Genomic DNA, 15322 nt, shown 5'->3' on the forward strand with positions numbered 1-15322 from the left:
GTCGTTTGCCTCGTTCGCACGTTGGTCTTGTAAACGGATGCGTCATCGGAAATCGGGTGGCGCTGTTCGCAGGATCGTCCTAGGCGGCTGTCTCGCCTAGCGACATGAGACGCCATGCCCCTGAATCACAGCCGGATCGACGCGCGCGACTGGTCGCTGCTCGCTGTGCTCTCGGTGCTCTGGGGCGGGTCGTTCTTCTTCAACGGCGCGGCGCTGCGGGAATTGCCGCCGCTCACGCTGGTGCTTTTGCGCGTTGCACTTGGCGCGGCCATTCTACTGCCGCTGCTCCGTATCCAGGGCATTGGCTTTCCCAAGGGCATCGCCGGCTGGAAACCGTTCGTCGCGATTGGGCTCCTCAACAACGTCATCCCGTTCTCGCTGATCGTGGTCGGCCAGACCTTCATTCCAAGCGGGCTGGCGTCGATCCTGAATGCCACCACGCCGCTGTTCACGGTGATCGTAATGGCGGCGGCAGGCGAAGAGGCCTTACGGCTGCGTCGCGTCGCCGGCGTGGCACTGGGCCTCGCCGGCGTGATCATCCTGCGCGGATGGGGCGCTGAAACACGGGCGGGGCAGGGGCTCGGTATCCTGCTCTGCCTCGGCGGCGCCTTCAGCTATGGCTTTGCGGCGCTGGCAGCGCGCCGGTTGTTGAAGGACTCCCCGCCGCTGGTGACGGCAGCCTATCAACTGATGGCTTCCACGGTGATGATGGTGATCGTCGCGGGCGCAGCGGAGCAGCCGTGGCGTCTGCCGATGCCGGGCATGACGACGTGGCTTGCAGTGCTTGGCCTTGCCGGCCTGTCGACGACGCTCGCCTATATCGTCTTCTTCCAGATCCTGCGGCGGTCGGGTGCGACCAACGTGATGCTGGTGACGCTGCTCATTCCCGTCACCGCCGTTCTTCTGGGATGGCTGGTGCTGGGCGAACCGATCTCGATGCGAGAGATCGCGGGCGCGATCGTGATCGGCAGCGCGTTGCTGGTGATCGATGGGCGCGTTCTGGACCTGCTTCGGCGCGGCACATAGTTCCAGAGTCGTCGTTTCACCTCACGGAAAATCGCGGCGCTTGCCAGCCGCCGCTCCCCTTGCGACACTCTCGGCAAAACAAGACTACAAAACAGGGGAGAGAACGATGCCGGGTCGTCGCGAAAACCTTGCTGCCCTCGCCATTCTTGCTGCCGCAGTGTTGGCCACAACACCGGCCCTGGCGCAGAAAAAATACGATCCCGGCGCCACCGATACCGAAATCAAGCTCGGCAACATCATGCCCTATAGCGGGCCGGCGTCGTCCTATGGCGTGATCGGCAAGACCGAGGCCGCGTTCTTCAGGATGATCAACGACCAGGGCGGCATCAACGGGCGCAAGATCAATTTCATCAGCTATGACGACGCCTATTCGCCGCCAAAGGCGATCGAGCAGGCGCGCAAGCTGGTCGAGAGCGACGAGGTGTTGCTGATCTTCCAGCCGCTCGGCACGCCTTCGAACTCCGCGATCATGAAATACATGAACGCCAAGAAGGTACCGCAGCTCTTCGTCGCCTCCGGCGGCACCAAGTTCGGCGACGCCAAGAATTTCCCATGGACCATGGGATTTCAGCCGAACTACCAGAGCGAGGGGCGGATCTACGCAAAATATATCCGTGACAATTTTCCAAACAGCAAGATCGCGGTGTTCTGGCAGAACGACGACGCCGGCAAGGACCAGTTCAAGGGCCTGAAGGATGGGCTCGGCGACAAGGCCAATATGATCATCGCCGACAAATCCTATGAGGTCAGCGATCCCTCGATCGACTCGCAGATCGTTGCGCTTCACGATTCCGGTGCCGACATCTTCTTCTCCTGGGCTGCGCCAAAGGGATCGGCACAGGCGATCCGGAAGGTCGGCGAGCTCGGCTGGAAGCCAAAATTCTTCCTCGCCAATACGGCTACGTCGATCGCCTCGGTGCTCAAGCCCGCCGGGCTCGACTATTCCAAGGACATCATCTCGACCGCATATTTGAAGGATCCGACCGACCCGACCTGGGACAAGGACCCAGCGGTCATCGCGTGGCGTACCTTTATGGACAAGTACTATCCCGAAGGGGACAAGACCAACGCCAACAACCTTTATGGCTACGTTCAGGCGGAGGCGATGGCGCAGGTGCTGAAGCAGTGCGGCGATAATCTCACGCGTGACAACGTGATGAAGCAGGCCTCGAACCTGAAGGATTTCCACACCGACCTGATGCTGCCCGGCATCATGGTCAACACCTCGGCCGACGATTATTTCCCGATCGAGCAGATGCAGCTGATGCGCTTCAACGGGCAGGCCTGGGAGCTGTTCGGCGACGTCATCACAGGAGAGGTCGGCCACGAGCGCGGCCAGTAGAATGCGAGAAGCGCGGGCCTAGCCCGCGCTGAGCCGCACGCCGGCGCGCAGGAATTTCTGCGGATCGACCGCTTCGCCGTCGATCCGGGTTTCATAGTGCAGATGCGGGCCGGTGGAACGGCCGGTCGAGCCGACGAGTCCGACGACCTGGCCGATTCTCACGATCTCGCCGACCCTGACGTTGATCTCGGAGAGATGGCCGTAGCGAGTCGCAAGGCCATTGCCGTGATCGACCTCGATCATGCGGCCGTAGCCGCCGGACCAGCCGGCGGAGACGACCTTGCCGTTGGCGGTGACGCGAACGGGATCGCCGCTCGCGGCGCGGAAGTCGAGCCCGGTGTGCATCGCGGGCCGGCCGAGGAACGGATCGCTGCGCACGCCGAAACCGGAGGTGAACTCGACCTCGCCGATGACGGGCTTGCGATAGGGCACGAGTGCGAGGGTGCGATTGAGCCGGTCCATCTCGGCGCGGGTGCTGTTGATGCGATAGAGCTGCTTTTCGAACGGCCCCGAACTGGCGGTGAGTTTTACGGGTACGAAAGGCCCGCCCATCGCCGTGCGCGGCACGGCGGCTTCGAGATTTGCGAGGTTCAGGCCGAGATCGCTGACGACGCCGCGCATCCGGCGCATGCGCGAATCCATGCCTTCCTGGACGGCGTTGAGCGCCGCCATCTGGCGACGCTCGACCTGGTCAAGCGAGGTCGTGAGCCGAACGACGACGTTGTCGAACCCTTGATTCTTGGCGAACTGATTGACGGGCGGAGCTGCGAGGGTCGGCGCGCGCGATTCGAGCCGCGCTTCGCGATCCGGCGGCGCCACGAAGATCACGGTGTCGCTGATCGGCGAGGGTTTTGGCGTCGTCTGGCTGGCATCGCCACGCTGCGGGGTGGAGCGGGGAATCGATCCGGTCACGTCCGGCATGGACCCGAGCGCCGTGGCACGGGACTCCAGCGCCGTCTGGCGCTTCATGATCTGGTCGAGCTTCTGGTCGAACTGCTCCTGGTCGAGCAGTTGCCGGCTGGTGGTGCGGTCCACCTTGGCGCGCAGCTCGGCGATGCGGTCCTCATAGGCGTATTGCATCTCGGCCTGCCGGGCGATCAGCCGGGTGAGGACGTCGTCGCGGAAGGCGAAATAGGTCGCGGTTGCGGCCGACCAGAGCCCGAGCAACACGACGGTGCCGACCACGATCCAGAACACCACAGGTCCCAGGCGAACCTGCTTGCCGTGATGCACTATGGTGTAGGCGTCGTCGGTATCCGGAAGGGGAAGCGCTGTTGCCACAGCGGCGGCACGGCGATGAAAGGCTCGTCCGTGGTCGTGGGGGTGATGTTGGGGGTACTGCGAGAGTTGGGCAGAACTTTTCGACATCGGCACTCCCGCGCCGGTCGGATGAGTCCGTACGGCCTAATTGCCGCGGCAATCTGGGCCAGTCATGGTTAATTTTCCGGAAACGGAACCGCTTGAATTTAAAGGATTGGTTAAAGGCTTCTTGCGGCCTCCAGCACCTCGTCGGCGTGGCCGTCGACCCGGACATTGCGCCAGATCCGGGCGATCTTGCCGTCGGCGCCAAGCAGCATCGTGGTACGAAGAACTCCCAGGAAGCTCTTGCCATACATGGACTTTTCGCCCCAGACGCCGTAGGCTTCCAGCATCTCGTGTGTCTCGTCCGAGATGAGGGGCACTCCGAGACCATGCTTGTCGCGGAACTTGTCCTGAGCCTTGACTGGATCAGCGGAGATACCGAGCACGGCGGTGCCAGCCGTGGCGAAGGCGCCGGTCAGCCGGGTGAAATCGATGGCCTCCCTGGTGCAGCCCGGCGTGTCGGCGCGGGGGTAGAAGAACAGGACCAGCTTCTGGCCGGTATAATCCGACAGCGCGACGACACCGCCACCGTCGCGGGGCAGGCGGAAGGCGGGAGCCTTCTGCCCCTCGGCCAAGCCGGCCTTCGCCGCCGTTTCGGGCGCGGACGCCGATTTGGAAGAATTTAACCGTTTCGATGCGGCCTTATGCGATGCTGTCTTTGCTATGGTCCCAGTTGATTTGCTCGCCGGTGTCCGCTGTGTTTTCGCGGACTTGGTTTGAGTCGCAGCCCGCGCTTTCACGGGCGTCTTTTTAGCCGTCGGACTGCCGGAGGGCGTTTTGGACGATTTCTTTCGGGATTTCTTGGACATACGCCTTCCTTTCGTCGCTTTCGGCGGGTCAACCAAAGCGGTATTGCAGCCCTCTTCCGGTCTACCGGAATCGTGCCCTCGGCTGGGCGAGTCTGACGACGCCGGAGTCTGGTTACAAGGAATTCCACGCACCACCCCACTGCTCGTTGAACGCGCTCCCGGGGCGACATGACGAACAGAAGGAATATTCGAGGTATGGCGGCAATGCCGGCGCGGGAAGCTTCGCTTCCCGTCGACGGCTGCGGCCCCGGCGGCGCTCAATCCCACGACGGGCGCCTGTATCGAGAGGCAATGGCAAGGAATACGTCGCCCCAGGATTACAATCGGGATTTGGATCGGCGCGGCAGCCAACCAGAGCAGCAGCAATGGGACGACGCCGATTGGGATCCGGATCAGGAAGCGGCGGCGGGCCATCGAGCGCGCCGGCTGTTGTCGCGTTCCAATTCGGGCTTCCATCGGTTCGCTGACGGGTTTGGGCCGCTGCGCCGCTGGATGGGCGGCGGTCGCTGGCTGAAGCGCGTGGCCGTGGTCGTCGGTGCCCTGGTTGTCATCTTCGTCGGCTGTTTCGGCGCACTGTGGTGGCGGCTCGGTGCCGGTCCCATCAATCTCGACATTGCGACGCCGTGGCTCGCCGCCGCGATCGAGGACAATATCGGTCACGGCAACACCGTGGAGGTCGGCGGCACGCAGATCGAACGGGCCGGGCGGATCCGCATCGCCGTGCGTATCCGTGATATCGTCGTGCGCGACCACGATCACGTCATTGTCGCCACCGCACCGAAGGCCGAGGTGAAGCTGTCGGGTGCAGGCCTGCTGATGGGGCATCTGCGCGCCGAAAGCCTCAACCTCGTCGATGCCGAGCTCGCGATCCGGATCGCGCCTGACGGGACGGTCACAGTGTCGGCTGGCGACACCGCAAAGCCGCTCGCGACCGGCGTCGCCTCCAAGAAGGACGCGGGGCTGCCGCCGACTTTCCCGCGCAACGGTGTCCCACCGCCGCCATTCGCAACCGAGCCTGCGACCCCCGACACATCGCAAGCCGCGACCCAGGTCACGGCCCCGACCGGCATTCTTCAGGGCCTCGACTGGCTCGACAGTCTGAGCATGACCGGCCTCGACGGCCAGAATCTCAACGAGATCGGCCTGAAGAACGGCAATCTGATCGTCGACGACCAGCAGCGCGGCAGCAAATGGACGTTCGAGAACATCACGCTCAGCCTGCGCCGACCGAGCCATGGCGGCGTCGCGCTCAGCCTCGGCGAGGAGGGCGCGCGTCCGTGGTCGTTGCGTGCCACGATCGGACCCACCGAGAACGGCGTGCGCTCGGTCGATATCCGCGCCGACAAGGTCTCGACCGCCAACATCCTGCTGGCGCTGCGGGTGAAGGACCTCACCTACACCGCCGACCTGCCGCTGACCGGCGAGCTCAAGGGCGAGCTCGGCCGCGACGGCGTGCCGACCTTCTTTCGCGGCAAGATCACGGTGGGTGCGGGCAACATCATCGACACCGATACGCCCGACTATCCGATGGCGATCGACTCGGCCGAGATCAATGTCGAGTGGGACGCCAATCGGCGCGTGTTGGTGGCTCCGTTCAAGATCCTCTCGGGTGCGAACCGCCTGACGCTTCTGGCTCATGTCGAGCCGCCCAACGGCACCGTCAACGACTGGCAGCTCGGTTTCAGTGGCGGTTCGATCCTGCTCGGCGGCATCGACAACGAGCCGCCGCTGGTCTTCAACCGCATCGCGATCGGCTTCCGCTTCGATACCGACCACAAGAGGCTGCTGTTGACGCAGGCCGATATCTCCAACGGAGAGATCGGCGTCGCCGGCACCGGTGCCATCGACTATTCGGGCGAGCCGCGGCTGACATTGGGTTTTGCGGGAACGCCGATGTCGGCCTCCGCGCTCAAGCGGATGTGGCCGACGCTTGTCGTCCCCGAGTTGCGCGAATGGGTGATCGAGCGGATCGAGCGCGGAACGCTCCAGCGCATCGAGATCGGCGTTAACTCGCCGACCAAGAATCTTCCGCGCAAGGGTCCACCCATTCCCGACGACGGCCTGTCGGTCAATATCGTGGCGAGCGGCATCACGGTTCGCCCCGTCGATGGCCTGCCGGTGGTACACGATGCCGATTTGAAGGCGCGCGTGACCGGCCGCACAGCGACCGTGAATATCGGGCAGGGCATCGCCGATACGCCAGCGGGCCGCAAAATCACGATTTCCGACTTCGTCTTCGAGGTGCCCGATATGGCTCCCAAGCCGTCGCCGTCGCGGACCAGGTTCCGTGTCGAAGGTCCGGTGCCTGCGGCCGCCGAAATGCTTTCGAACGATCGCCTGAGCGATCTGTCGTCGACCGTGGTCGATCCCAATACCAGCAAGGGGACGTTCTCGGCGAACGTCCAGCTTGGGTTGCCGGTCAAGGGCGAGCTGACCAAAGCCGATACCACCTACAGCGTTACCGCCGATCTCAACGGATTTGGTGCCGACAAGCTGGTGATGAACCAGAAGCTGGAGGCCAACAACCTCAAGATCGTCGCGAGCAACCAGGGCTATCAGGTCAAGGGCGACGTCAAGATCAACGGGCAGGCGGCCTCGCTCGACTACCGCAAACCGGCCGAGGGCGATGCGGACGTCAAATTGCAGGCTACGCTGGACGATGCGAGCCGCGCGCGCCTCGGGTTCGATCTGGGCCCCGCCGTCAGCGGATCGGTGCCGATCAAGCTGTCAGGCAAGATCGCCGGGGGACCCGACCAGACGACGAAGCTCGGCATCGAGGCCGACCTGACCTCGGTCAAGCTCGACAACATCCTGCCCGGCTGGGTCAAGCTGCCGGGCAGAGCGGGCAAGGCCAGCTTCAAGGTGGTGCCGACGGCGCAATCGACGCGTCTGGAGGACATCGTCATCGAAGGCGGCGGCGCCTCGATCAAGGGGGCGCTCGAGGTCGATCCGAACGGCGACCTCATGAACGCGAACTTCCCGACCTACGCGCCGTCCGACGGCGACAAGGCGTCGCTGAAGGTGGAGCGCGGCCAGGACGGCGTGATCAAGGGCACGATGCGCGGCGACGTATTCGACGGCCGCGGTTTCCTGAAATCGGCAATCTCAGGCAGTTCCAAGGACGATGCCAAGAGCAAGACGAAGAACGTCGATTTCGACATGGACGTGAAGCTCGGCGCCGTCATGGGATTCAATGGCGAGGCGATGCGCAGCGTTGAGGCCAAGATGTCGCGGCGCAATGGTGCGGTCAAAGCCTTCACGCTGAGCGGCAGGATCGGAAAAGACACGCCTGTGGCAGCCGATTTGCGCGGAGGCCGCGCCCAGGGCAACCGCGAGGTGATCTATCTCCAGACCAGCGATGCCGGCGCGCTCCTGCGCTTCACCGACACCACCAACAAGGTCTTCGGCGGCCAGATGGTGGTGGCGATGGAGCCGCCGACGTCAGAGCCTACGACCAGGGAAGGCCTGATCAACGTGCGCGACTTCTCGGTCAAGGGCATGGATCAGCTCGATCGAGTCGCGGCAGGCGGTCCCAACGGTGCGCAGAGCGGCGTCGCCTTCACGGCGCTGCGAGCGGAGTTCACCCGGCAGAACGGCGCGCTCACGATCCGCGACGGCGTCGTCCAGGGGCCGATGATCGGCGGCACCATCGAAGGCTCGATCGACTATCCCGGCAACCAGGTCTGCATGAGCGGCACCTTCGTGCCGATGTACGGGCTCAACAATATCCCCGCTAAGATTCCACTCGTCGGCCTGTTGCTCGGCGGCGGTAGCAATGAAGGCGTGATCGGCGTCACGTATGAGGTCGTGGGCACGCCGGCCGCGCCGGTGATGCGCGTCAATCCGATCTCGGCGATGATGCCGGGTCTGTTCCGTAAGATCTTCGAGTTCAACACCGGCAAGCAGAACTCGCCGTTCGACGAGCAATTGCCGTCGGCACAATCCGGCGAGAGCCCGACCGGATCAGCAAGGCCGCTGTCGAGCGGCTGCAGCCTCGCGCGGCGATAGCCGCGGGCTACCCGCTTCACGTCTCCGAGAATGAATGCGGATGGTGGTTTGCGCGCGGCCATCCTTCGAGACGCCCGCTCCGCGGGCTCCTCAGGATGAGGTCCTGTTCCACGGATAAATCTTGGATCCTCATGGTGAGGAGCCCGCGGAGCGGGCGTCTCGAACCACGAGGCCCGTGCGCCGCCTTACGCCGCGCGCACGCCCGCGAGGAACGTCCCGACTTCGCCAGAGAGCTGCTCTGCCTGCTTGGAGAGGTTCGAGGCTGCGGCGAGCACCATGCCTGCGGCATTGCCGGTCTCGTTCGCTGCCGTGCTGACGCCGCCGATATTGGTGGTGACCTCCTGGGTCGCCTCGGCCGTCTGCGAGACACTGCGGGCGATCTCGGCGGTGGCGGCGCCTTGCTCCTCGATCGCGGTGCCGATCGAGGTGGCGATCCGGCTGACCTCTTCGATGGTGGCGGTGATGCCACCGATGGCGTCCACCGCTTCCTTGGTCGCGCCCTGGATCTGGGCGATCTTGTCGCCGATCTCGCGGGTGGCTTCCGCGGTCTGGCTCGCCAGCGACTTCACCTCCGAAGCGACGACAGCAAAGCCGCGGCCGGCTTCACCGGCGCGTGCGGCCTCGATAGTGGCGTTGAGCGCGAGCAGGTTGGTCTGCGCCGCGATGCTGGAAATCAGCTCGGCGACATGCTCGATCTGCTGGGCGCCGTCCGAGAGCGCGCGGACGATGGTGTCGGTGCGGCGCGCGCTGTCCACGGCGCGGCCGGTGACCACGGCGGACTGCGCGACCTGACGGCTGATCTCGGTGATGGAGGAGGAGAGCTCCTCGGCGGCGGCCGCGACCGTCTGGACGCGCTGGCTGGCTTCGGTGGCGGCCGAGCCGACGACGGCGGCGCGGCGGTTGGTCCCTTCCGCGGTCGACGACATCGACTTGGCGGTGACCTCCAGCTCGCCGGAGCCCGAGGCCATCAGGCCGACGAGCTGGCCGACGGAGGCATCGAACCGGTCGGCAAGCGAGATCAGCGCGTCGCGCTTCTCCTGTTCGCTGCGGGACTTGGTGGCGACCTGCTCGGCCTCCAGCTTGCGCGCCGTCAAGGCGGTCTGCCTGAGCACTTCGAGGGTCTCCGCCATGCGGCCGATCTCGTCGCCGCGACCGGTCTCCTCGACCGCCGTGTCGATCGCGCCTTCGGAAATGGCCTGCATGCGGTTCTTCTGGCGGTCGAGCGCGCCGAGCACGTCCCGGGCGATCAGCCAGGACAGGGTCGCCATCAGCAGCATCAGGCCGATGCCGATCGCCCCCAGCTCCAGCGTCAAGGCTCGCACGTCGGCGTCGATGTCGTCCACATAGAGGCCGTAGCTGATCGTCGCGTTCCAGGGCGCGAATTTGCGCGCGAACACGGTCTTGCGGACGGGCTCCGTCTGCCCGGGACGGGGATAGAGATATGAGGTTACGCCACCCTGTGTGGTCTCGGCGCCGGCCTTGATAATGGCGTCGGCAATCAGGACGCCATTGGAGTCCTTCGCACCGGTGATCTTGCCTTCGAGCTGCTGGTTGGCGCCGTTGACGATGAGGGACGTATCGGCGTTGTAGACCACCGGATAGCCTTGGCCGCCATTGAAGCTCATGCGGCGACCGCGCTGGTGGAACTGGATTTTCGCTTCGGCCTGCGTCAGCTTGCCGGCGCCGACTTCCTCTTCAAGTGATTGGGCGAAGTTGTGGAGCATATCGACCGCGGTCCGCATCTGCTGGACACGGTCCTCCAGCATGCGGCTCTTGCTGAGCACGGACGACACCCCGATGATGGCCGTGACCGTGAGTGCCGAAAGACAGACCATGCTGGCGAGCTTGGTGCGGATCTTGAGGTGACTCAGCAGCTTCATCACGGCCTCGACGGAATGATTATTGTTGCTCGCGTCGGTAGCATGAAATTCTTACCAATCATGAATGGACGCGTGCGACGGCTGCCGCGCAAGCGGCGTCCGCGAGCTGCATGCGCAAACATCCATGCGGAAATGCGCCGCGTGGGCGCATGGCAAGTCAACTGGGAGAAAGATTGTGTGGGTCTTCAGTCCCGACCGAATCCGGTGGGAGCGGACATGAACCGATTCGTCCACCGCCTCATCATGTCGATGCTGCTGGTCGCGGTCCTCGTCCTCGTCTGGAACGTGCTGGGCTCGCGCTGAGATGGCACCCGTAAATGTACGGGTGCCATCTCTTTATTCGCGGATCAATTGCTGACGCCTCAGCGCCGCGCGAACGCGCCGCCGGTTGTGCCGCTAGTCCTTGCCCATCGCCGCATCGGCGCTGACCGAGCCGCCGCCGGCTGCCGAGAGGTAGAGGCAGGCGAAGCAGAACAGGATCGCCGCGGTGCCACCATTGAGCAGCGGCAGGAACACCGGCGTTTCGCCCTTGAACATGTGCCCCATGAAATAGGCGAAGGCCATCTCACCCGAGAGGATGAATGCCGCGAGGCGGGTGAACAGGCCGATCATCAGCAGCGCGCCAAGCACGAGCTCAAGCGTACCGGCTGCGTAGATAATCGGCGGGATGTTTGCGAAGTAGGGAAGCACCGGAAACTTGAACAGCTTGGCGATGCCGTACTGGAACAGCAGCAGGCCGGTGACGAAACGAAACAGGCTCAAGAGAACCGGTTGAAAGCGAACGAGATAGGGAAAGTTCATTGGTTTGTGCCCTCCATCCAATGCTGCGACTAGGACCGCATTCAGTTCTGCGCTGCAAGCCGCCCAAGGGCAATTTGCGCTGACATTTTTGTCATGTCGGACAAAACACCGCGGGAGGGACTTTCAGCCGCGCGCCATCCACATCTTTTGCAGCTGTTCGCGCCGTGCCCATCCGTAATTTCCCGGTGACGCGAATGCCCGCAGGTTACCTCTGAGACACCTACCGCCGCAAGGCGGGCACGACCAGGAACGGGATCATCCCGAGCACCACGCTCGCAAGCGCGAAGGCGAGCAGCGCGTTGTAGCCGTGGGTCGCGTCGTGGATCAGGCCGCCGCTCCAGGAGCCGAACGCCGAGCCGAGTCCGCTGCCGATCGAGATGGTGCCGTAGATGGTGCCGACGCGCTTGCCCCCGAAGATCTTCATCGCGGTCGCCGTGATCAGCGGTCCACGTGAGCCCATCATGCTGCCGAAGCAGACCACGAATCCGGTGAGCAGGAGGAGATTGGCGGAGTATTGCAACAGCCACAGCAGGAAGATGCCGAGGATCGAGATCGCGTAGCTGAGCAGCACCGACGGCCGGCGTCCGATCAGGCCGTCGAGCGCTGACACGCCGAGCATGCCGAACACCAGGACGACGCCGGAGAAGCCCCAGGCCGTCGCGGCCTGCAGCGGCGGAAAGCCGGCATCGATCAGATAGGCCACGATCTGGGCGGCGATCGCGTACATGCCGACCGCGGTGAAGAAGAAGGTCGAGAACAGCGCCCAGAAGGCGTGATGGCGCATCGCGCTCGGAAGGGTCCAGCCGTGATCGACGAAATCGGGATCGGTCTTCTTGGCGATATGCGGCGAGCCCGAGGCGAACAGCCGCCATGGCAGCAGCATCAGCGGCACCAGCAGGCCGAGCGCGGCGAAGCCGAACAGCTGGTAGGTTTCGCGCCAGCCGAGATGATCGATCAAAAGCTGCGAGGCCGGCAGCAGCGCCAGCACGCCGCCCCCCATGGCCGAGTAGACCACCGCCATCGCGGTCGGCAGCTTTGGGCCGAACCAGCGGCCGAGCAGGATCGAGTTCGGCACATTGCCGATGAAGGCGACGCCGATGCCGACGCAGAGTCCGATCGAGAGCTGGAATTGCCAGAGTGACTGCGCGTGGCTTGCGATCAGGAAGGCCGAGCCGAGCAGCAACAGCCCGAGTGCATAGACGATGCGCGGTCCGGAATGATCGAACAGGCGCCCGACCAATGGCGCCATCAGTCCGCTGACGAGCCAGGTCAGCGAATAGATCGAGACCACCTGGGCGCGATCCCAGCCAAAGTTTTCCGAGATCGGCTTCAGGAAGACGGTGAAGCTTTCGCTGAGGCCGCGGCCGAGCACGGCAAGTGTGAAGCAGAGCGCGAGCACCACCAGCGCGGTGCGCACGACGCCCTGCGGCGTCGCCGTGACGCGTTCCCGGGTCGTTTGCTTGGACTGTTCCTCTAGCGTGTTCTGGTCCATTGCCGATCAGGGAGCGCGCTTCAGCGCGCCCTGACAAGCAGCGAAAAGCTCATACGCCTATGCAGGCCTGAGGAGGATGTGCTTCTTCTTGCCGAACGACAGTTTGACCACGCCTTCCGGCGTCAGGTTGGCCGCCGACAACGCCATCTTCTCGTCCGTGACAGGCTCGTCATTGACGCGCAGGCCGCCGCCCTTGATCTGGCGCCGTGCTTCGCCATTGGAGGCAACGAGGCCCGCCTTGACGAAGGCATTGAGCACGCCGAGGCCGGCGTCGAACTCGCCGCGCGGAATTTCCACGGTCGGGAGACTCTCGGCCAGCGCGCCTTCCTCGAAGGTGCGGCGCGCGGTCTCGGCCGCCTCGTTCGCGGCGTCGCGGCCATGCAGGAGCGCGGTCGCCTCGGTGGCGAGTACCTTCTTGGCCTCGTTGATCTCGGAGCCTCCGAGCGCCTCGAGCTTCCTGATCTCGCTCATCGGCAGCGTCGTGAACAGCTTGAGGAATTTGCCGACGTCGGCATCCTCGGTGTTGCGCCAGTACTGCCAGAAATCATACGGCGAGAATTGGTCGGCGTTGAGCCAGACCGCGCCTTGCGCGGTCTTGCCCATCTTGACCCCCGATGCCGTCGTCAGCAGCGGCGTCGTCAGCGCGAACAGCTGATGGGTGCCCATGCGGCGGCCGAGATCGACGCCCATGATGATGTTGCCCCACTGGTCGGAGCCGCCCATCTGCAAGTTGCAGCCGGTCCGCCTGGCGAGTTCGACATAGTCGTAGGCCTGGCAGATCATGTAGTTGAACTCGATGAAGCTCATCTCCTGCTCGCGTTCGAGGCGCAGGCGCACGGAGTCCATGGTCAGCATACGGTTGACCGAGAAGTGCCGGCCGACGTCGCGCAGCATCTCGATGTAGTTGAGCTTTGTCAGCCACTCGGCATTGTCGAGCATGATGGCGTCGCTCTTGCCGTCGCCATAACGCAGCACTTTTGCGAACACGCCGCGGATCGATTCCTTGTTGGCCTCGATCTCGGCGACAGAGCGGATTGCACGCGTCTCGTCCTTGCCGGAGGGATCGCCGACCATGGTGGTGCCGCCGCCCATCAGGGTGATCGGCTTGTTGCCGGACTGCTGCAGCCAGTGCAGCATCATCATGGTCAGGTAGTTGCCGATATGCAGCGAGCGGGCGGTGCAATCGTAGCCGACATAGCCGGTCACCTCGCCCTTGGCGGCGAGTGCGTCCAGCCCCTCGAAATCGGAGCACTGATGGACGAATCCACGTTCCTGCAGCGTGTTGAGGAAATCCGATTTGAATGCAGTCATTTGTCGGCGCGCCTGACAATTCTTGGTTTACTGTTTTGGGAGCAATTTAAGGGTCTTCTATGGGAACTCGATTGCTGCCCGCCACTTTGGCCTGTGGCATTATAAGATGTGTCCCTCTGGCACAAGATCGGCATGCCGGAAGGGTCTCTTGAGGACGCTGATCCATGATGTTGACGGCACTCGGTTTGATGAGCGGCACCTCGCTGGACGGGGTGGATGTTGCGCTGATCGAAACCGACGGAAAGCAGGTGAAGGCGTTCGGGCCGTCCGGCTACCGGCCGTATAGCCCGGCGGAGCGCAACCTGCTGCGCCAGGCGCTGAGCGAGGCGGTGCACCTGCCGCAGCGCGATGCCCGGCCGGGGATTTTGGCCGAGGCCGAGCGCGCGGTGACCCAGGCGCATGCTGAGGCGGTCGCCGCCTTTGTCGCCCAGAATCGGATGAGGCCGGAAGACATCGACATCGTCGGCTTCCACGGCCAGACCGTGCTGCATCGCCCCGAGAAACGGCTGACGGTGCAGATCGGCGATGCGCCGGCGCTGGCCAAGGCGATCCACATCCCCGTGATGCATGATTTCCGCGCCGCCGACGTCGAAGCTGGCGGGCAGGGCGCGCCATTCGTGCCGGTCTACCACCGGGCGCTCGTCCAGTCGCTGGAGCGCGAAGGGCCGATCGTTGTCGTCAATATCGGCGGCGTCTCCAACATCACCTATATCGACGGCAACGACACGCTGATCGCCTGCGATACCGGGCCCGGCAACGCGCTGCTCGACGATTTCATGTACCGCACCATGAACCAGGCGTTCGACGCGGACGGAAAGTTCGCCGCCCTCGGCAAGGCGGACGAAGCCTGGATCGCGCGGGCGCTGGAGTTGCCGTTCTTCGCAAGCCCGCCGCCGAAATCGCTCGACCGCAACGATTTTGCCGCACTAAAGCTCGGCGAGGTGCAGCCGGCCGACGGCGCCGCGACTCTGACCGCCTTCACCGCGGCGGCCATCGCCCGCATCATCCCGCTGCTGCCACGCAGGCCGCGAAGCTGGATCGTCTGCGGCGGTGGCGCCCGCAACCGGACCATGCTCCAGATGCTGCGGGAGCGCGTTGGGTCCGCCACTGTCGAGGCCGCCGAGGCAGTCGGCTGGGCCTCCGACGCCATCGAGGCGCAGGCCTTCGGCTTCCTTGCCGCGCGCGGCCTGAAGGGCCTGCCGCTGTCGTATCCCGCGACCACGGGCGTGCCAATGCCAATGACGGGCGGGGTGATCGCGCGGCCTTGAGGTGATCCCCAGATCGATACCGG

The 15322-nt window shown here is 64.4% G+C and carries 11 protein-coding genes; 5 read left to right on the plus strand and 6 right to left on the minus strand.

Annotated elements, in window-relative coordinates; all coding sequences use genetic code 11:
• Positions 1-114 precede the first annotated feature (114 nt).
• Entirely contained in the window at positions 115-1026 is a 912-nt protein-coding gene (locus ABIB80_RS19865; RefSeq protein WP_354128156.1) for a DMT family transporter, read from the plus strand.
• A gap of 106 nt (positions 1027-1132) precedes the next feature.
• On the plus strand, positions 1133-2368 hold the full coding sequence (locus ABIB80_RS19870; protein ID WP_354128157.1) for an ABC transporter substrate-binding protein: 1236 nt from the start codon (positions 1133-1135) through the stop codon (positions 2366-2368).
• Positions 2369-2386: 18 nt separating this feature from the next.
• On the opposite strand, the gene ABIB80_RS19875 is transcribed toward ABIB80_RS19870, so the two are convergent.
• Together ABIB80_RS19875 and ABIB80_RS19880 are read right to left on the minus strand one after the other, a co-directional pair.
• Positions 2387-3736, minus strand: a complete 1350-nt coding sequence (locus ABIB80_RS19875) for a M23 family metallopeptidase (protein WP_354128158.1) — start codon at positions 3734-3736, stop codon at positions 2387-2389.
• 110 nt (positions 3737-3846) lie between these two features.
• Positions 3847-4539, minus strand: coding sequence for a peroxiredoxin (locus tag ABIB80_RS19880; protein WP_354128187.1), 693 nt, complete (start codon positions 4537-4539; stop codon positions 3847-3849).
• Between the two features lie 204 nt (positions 4540-4743).
• On the opposite strand from ABIB80_RS19880, the gene ABIB80_RS19885 reads away from it, so the two are divergent.
• Positions 4744-8547 carry a YhdP family protein gene (locus ABIB80_RS19885; protein ID WP_354128188.1) on the plus strand — a complete coding sequence of 1268 codons (3804 nt, stop codon included), beginning with the start codon at positions 4744-4746 and terminating at the stop codon, positions 8545-8547.
• Positions 8548-8732: 185 nt separating this feature from the next.
• On the opposite strand, the gene ABIB80_RS19890 is transcribed toward ABIB80_RS19885, so the two are convergent.
• The gene (locus ABIB80_RS19890) at positions 8733-10427 is read right to left on the minus strand and encodes a methyl-accepting chemotaxis protein (RefSeq protein WP_219682608.1); all 1695 of its coding nucleotides are present in this window, start codon (positions 10425-10427) and stop codon (positions 8733-8735) included.
• On the opposite strand from ABIB80_RS19890, the gene ABIB80_RS19895 reads away from it, so the two are divergent.
• Positions 10410-10730 carry a hypothetical protein gene (locus tag ABIB80_RS19895; RefSeq protein WP_219682609.1) on the plus strand — a complete coding sequence of 107 codons (321 nt, stop codon included), beginning with the start codon at positions 10410-10412 and terminating at the stop codon, positions 10728-10730. The genes ABIB80_RS19890 and ABIB80_RS19895 overlap by 18 nt on opposite strands.
• 93 nt (positions 10731-10823) lie before the next feature.
• Here ABIB80_RS19895 and ABIB80_RS19900 read toward each other — a convergent pair whose 3' ends face one another.
• From ABIB80_RS19900 to tyrS, 3 genes are all read right to left on the minus strand, one after another.
• The gene (locus ABIB80_RS19900) at positions 10824-11228 is read right to left on the minus strand and encodes a DoxX family protein (RefSeq protein WP_354128159.1); all 405 of its coding nucleotides are present in this window, start codon (positions 11226-11228) and stop codon (positions 10824-10826) included.
• Positions 11229-11448: 220 nt separating this feature from the next.
• Positions 11449-12720 (minus strand): MFS transporter, encoded by a 1272-nt coding sequence (locus ABIB80_RS19905; protein ID WP_354128160.1) that lies wholly within the window; start codon positions 12718-12720, stop codon positions 11449-11451.
• A gap of 57 nt (positions 12721-12777) precedes the next feature.
• Positions 12778-14031: a tyrosine--tRNA ligase gene (gene tyrS / locus ABIB80_RS19910; protein ID WP_007591570.1), complete on the minus strand. Its 1254-nt coding sequence runs from the start codon at positions 14029-14031 to the stop codon at positions 12778-12780.
• Positions 14032-14195: 164 nt separating this feature from the next.
• Between tyrS and ABIB80_RS19915 the strand changes: the two genes are divergently transcribed.
• Complete coding sequence (locus ABIB80_RS19915) at positions 14196-15299, plus strand: anhydro-N-acetylmuramic acid kinase (RefSeq protein ID WP_007591569.1); 1104 nt, start codon at positions 14196-14198, stop codon at positions 15297-15299.
• Positions 15300-15322: the final 23 nt, after the last annotated feature.

The organism is Bradyrhizobium sp. i1.15.2 (assembly GCF_040548425.1).
In the GTDB taxonomy this organism is placed as follows: domain Bacteria; phylum Pseudomonadota; class Alphaproteobacteria; order Rhizobiales; family Xanthobacteraceae; genus Bradyrhizobium; species Bradyrhizobium canariense.

Coding starts and splice junctions, on each gene's coding strand:
- ABIB80_RS19915 (WP_007591569.1), top strand. CDS start 14,196: ATGATGTTGACGGCACTCGGTTTGATGAGCGGCACCTCGCTGGACGGG.
- ABIB80_RS19875 (WP_354128158.1), bottom strand. CDS start 3,736: ATGTCGAAAAGTTCTGCCCAACTCTCGCAGTACCCCCAACATCACCCC.
- ABIB80_RS19880 (WP_354128187.1), bottom strand. CDS start 4,539: ATGTCCAAGAAATCCCGAAAGAAATCGTCCAAAACGCCCTCCGGCAGT.
- ABIB80_RS19890 (WP_219682608.1), bottom strand. CDS start 10,427: ATGAAGCTGCTGAGTCACCTCAAGATCCGCACCAAGCTCGCCAGCATG.
- ABIB80_RS19905 (WP_354128160.1), bottom strand. CDS start 12,720: ATGGACCAGAACACGCTAGAGGAACAGTCCAAGCAAACGACCCGGGAA.
- ABIB80_RS19900 (WP_354128159.1), bottom strand. CDS start 11,228: ATGAACTTTCCCTATCTCGTTCGCTTTCAACCGGTTCTCTTGAGCCTG.
- tyrS (WP_007591570.1), bottom strand. CDS start 14,031: ATGACTGCATTCAAATCGGATTTCCTCAACACGCTGCAGGAACGTGGA.
- ABIB80_RS19865 (WP_354128156.1), top strand. CDS start 115: ATGCCCCTGAATCACAGCCGGATCGACGCGCGCGACTGGTCGCTGCTC.
- ABIB80_RS19885 (WP_354128188.1), top strand. CDS start 4,744: ATGCCGGCGCGGGAAGCTTCGCTTCCCGTCGACGGCTGCGGCCCCGGC.
- ABIB80_RS19870 (WP_354128157.1), top strand. CDS start 1,133: ATGCCGGGTCGTCGCGAAAACCTTGCTGCCCTCGCCATTCTTGCTGCC.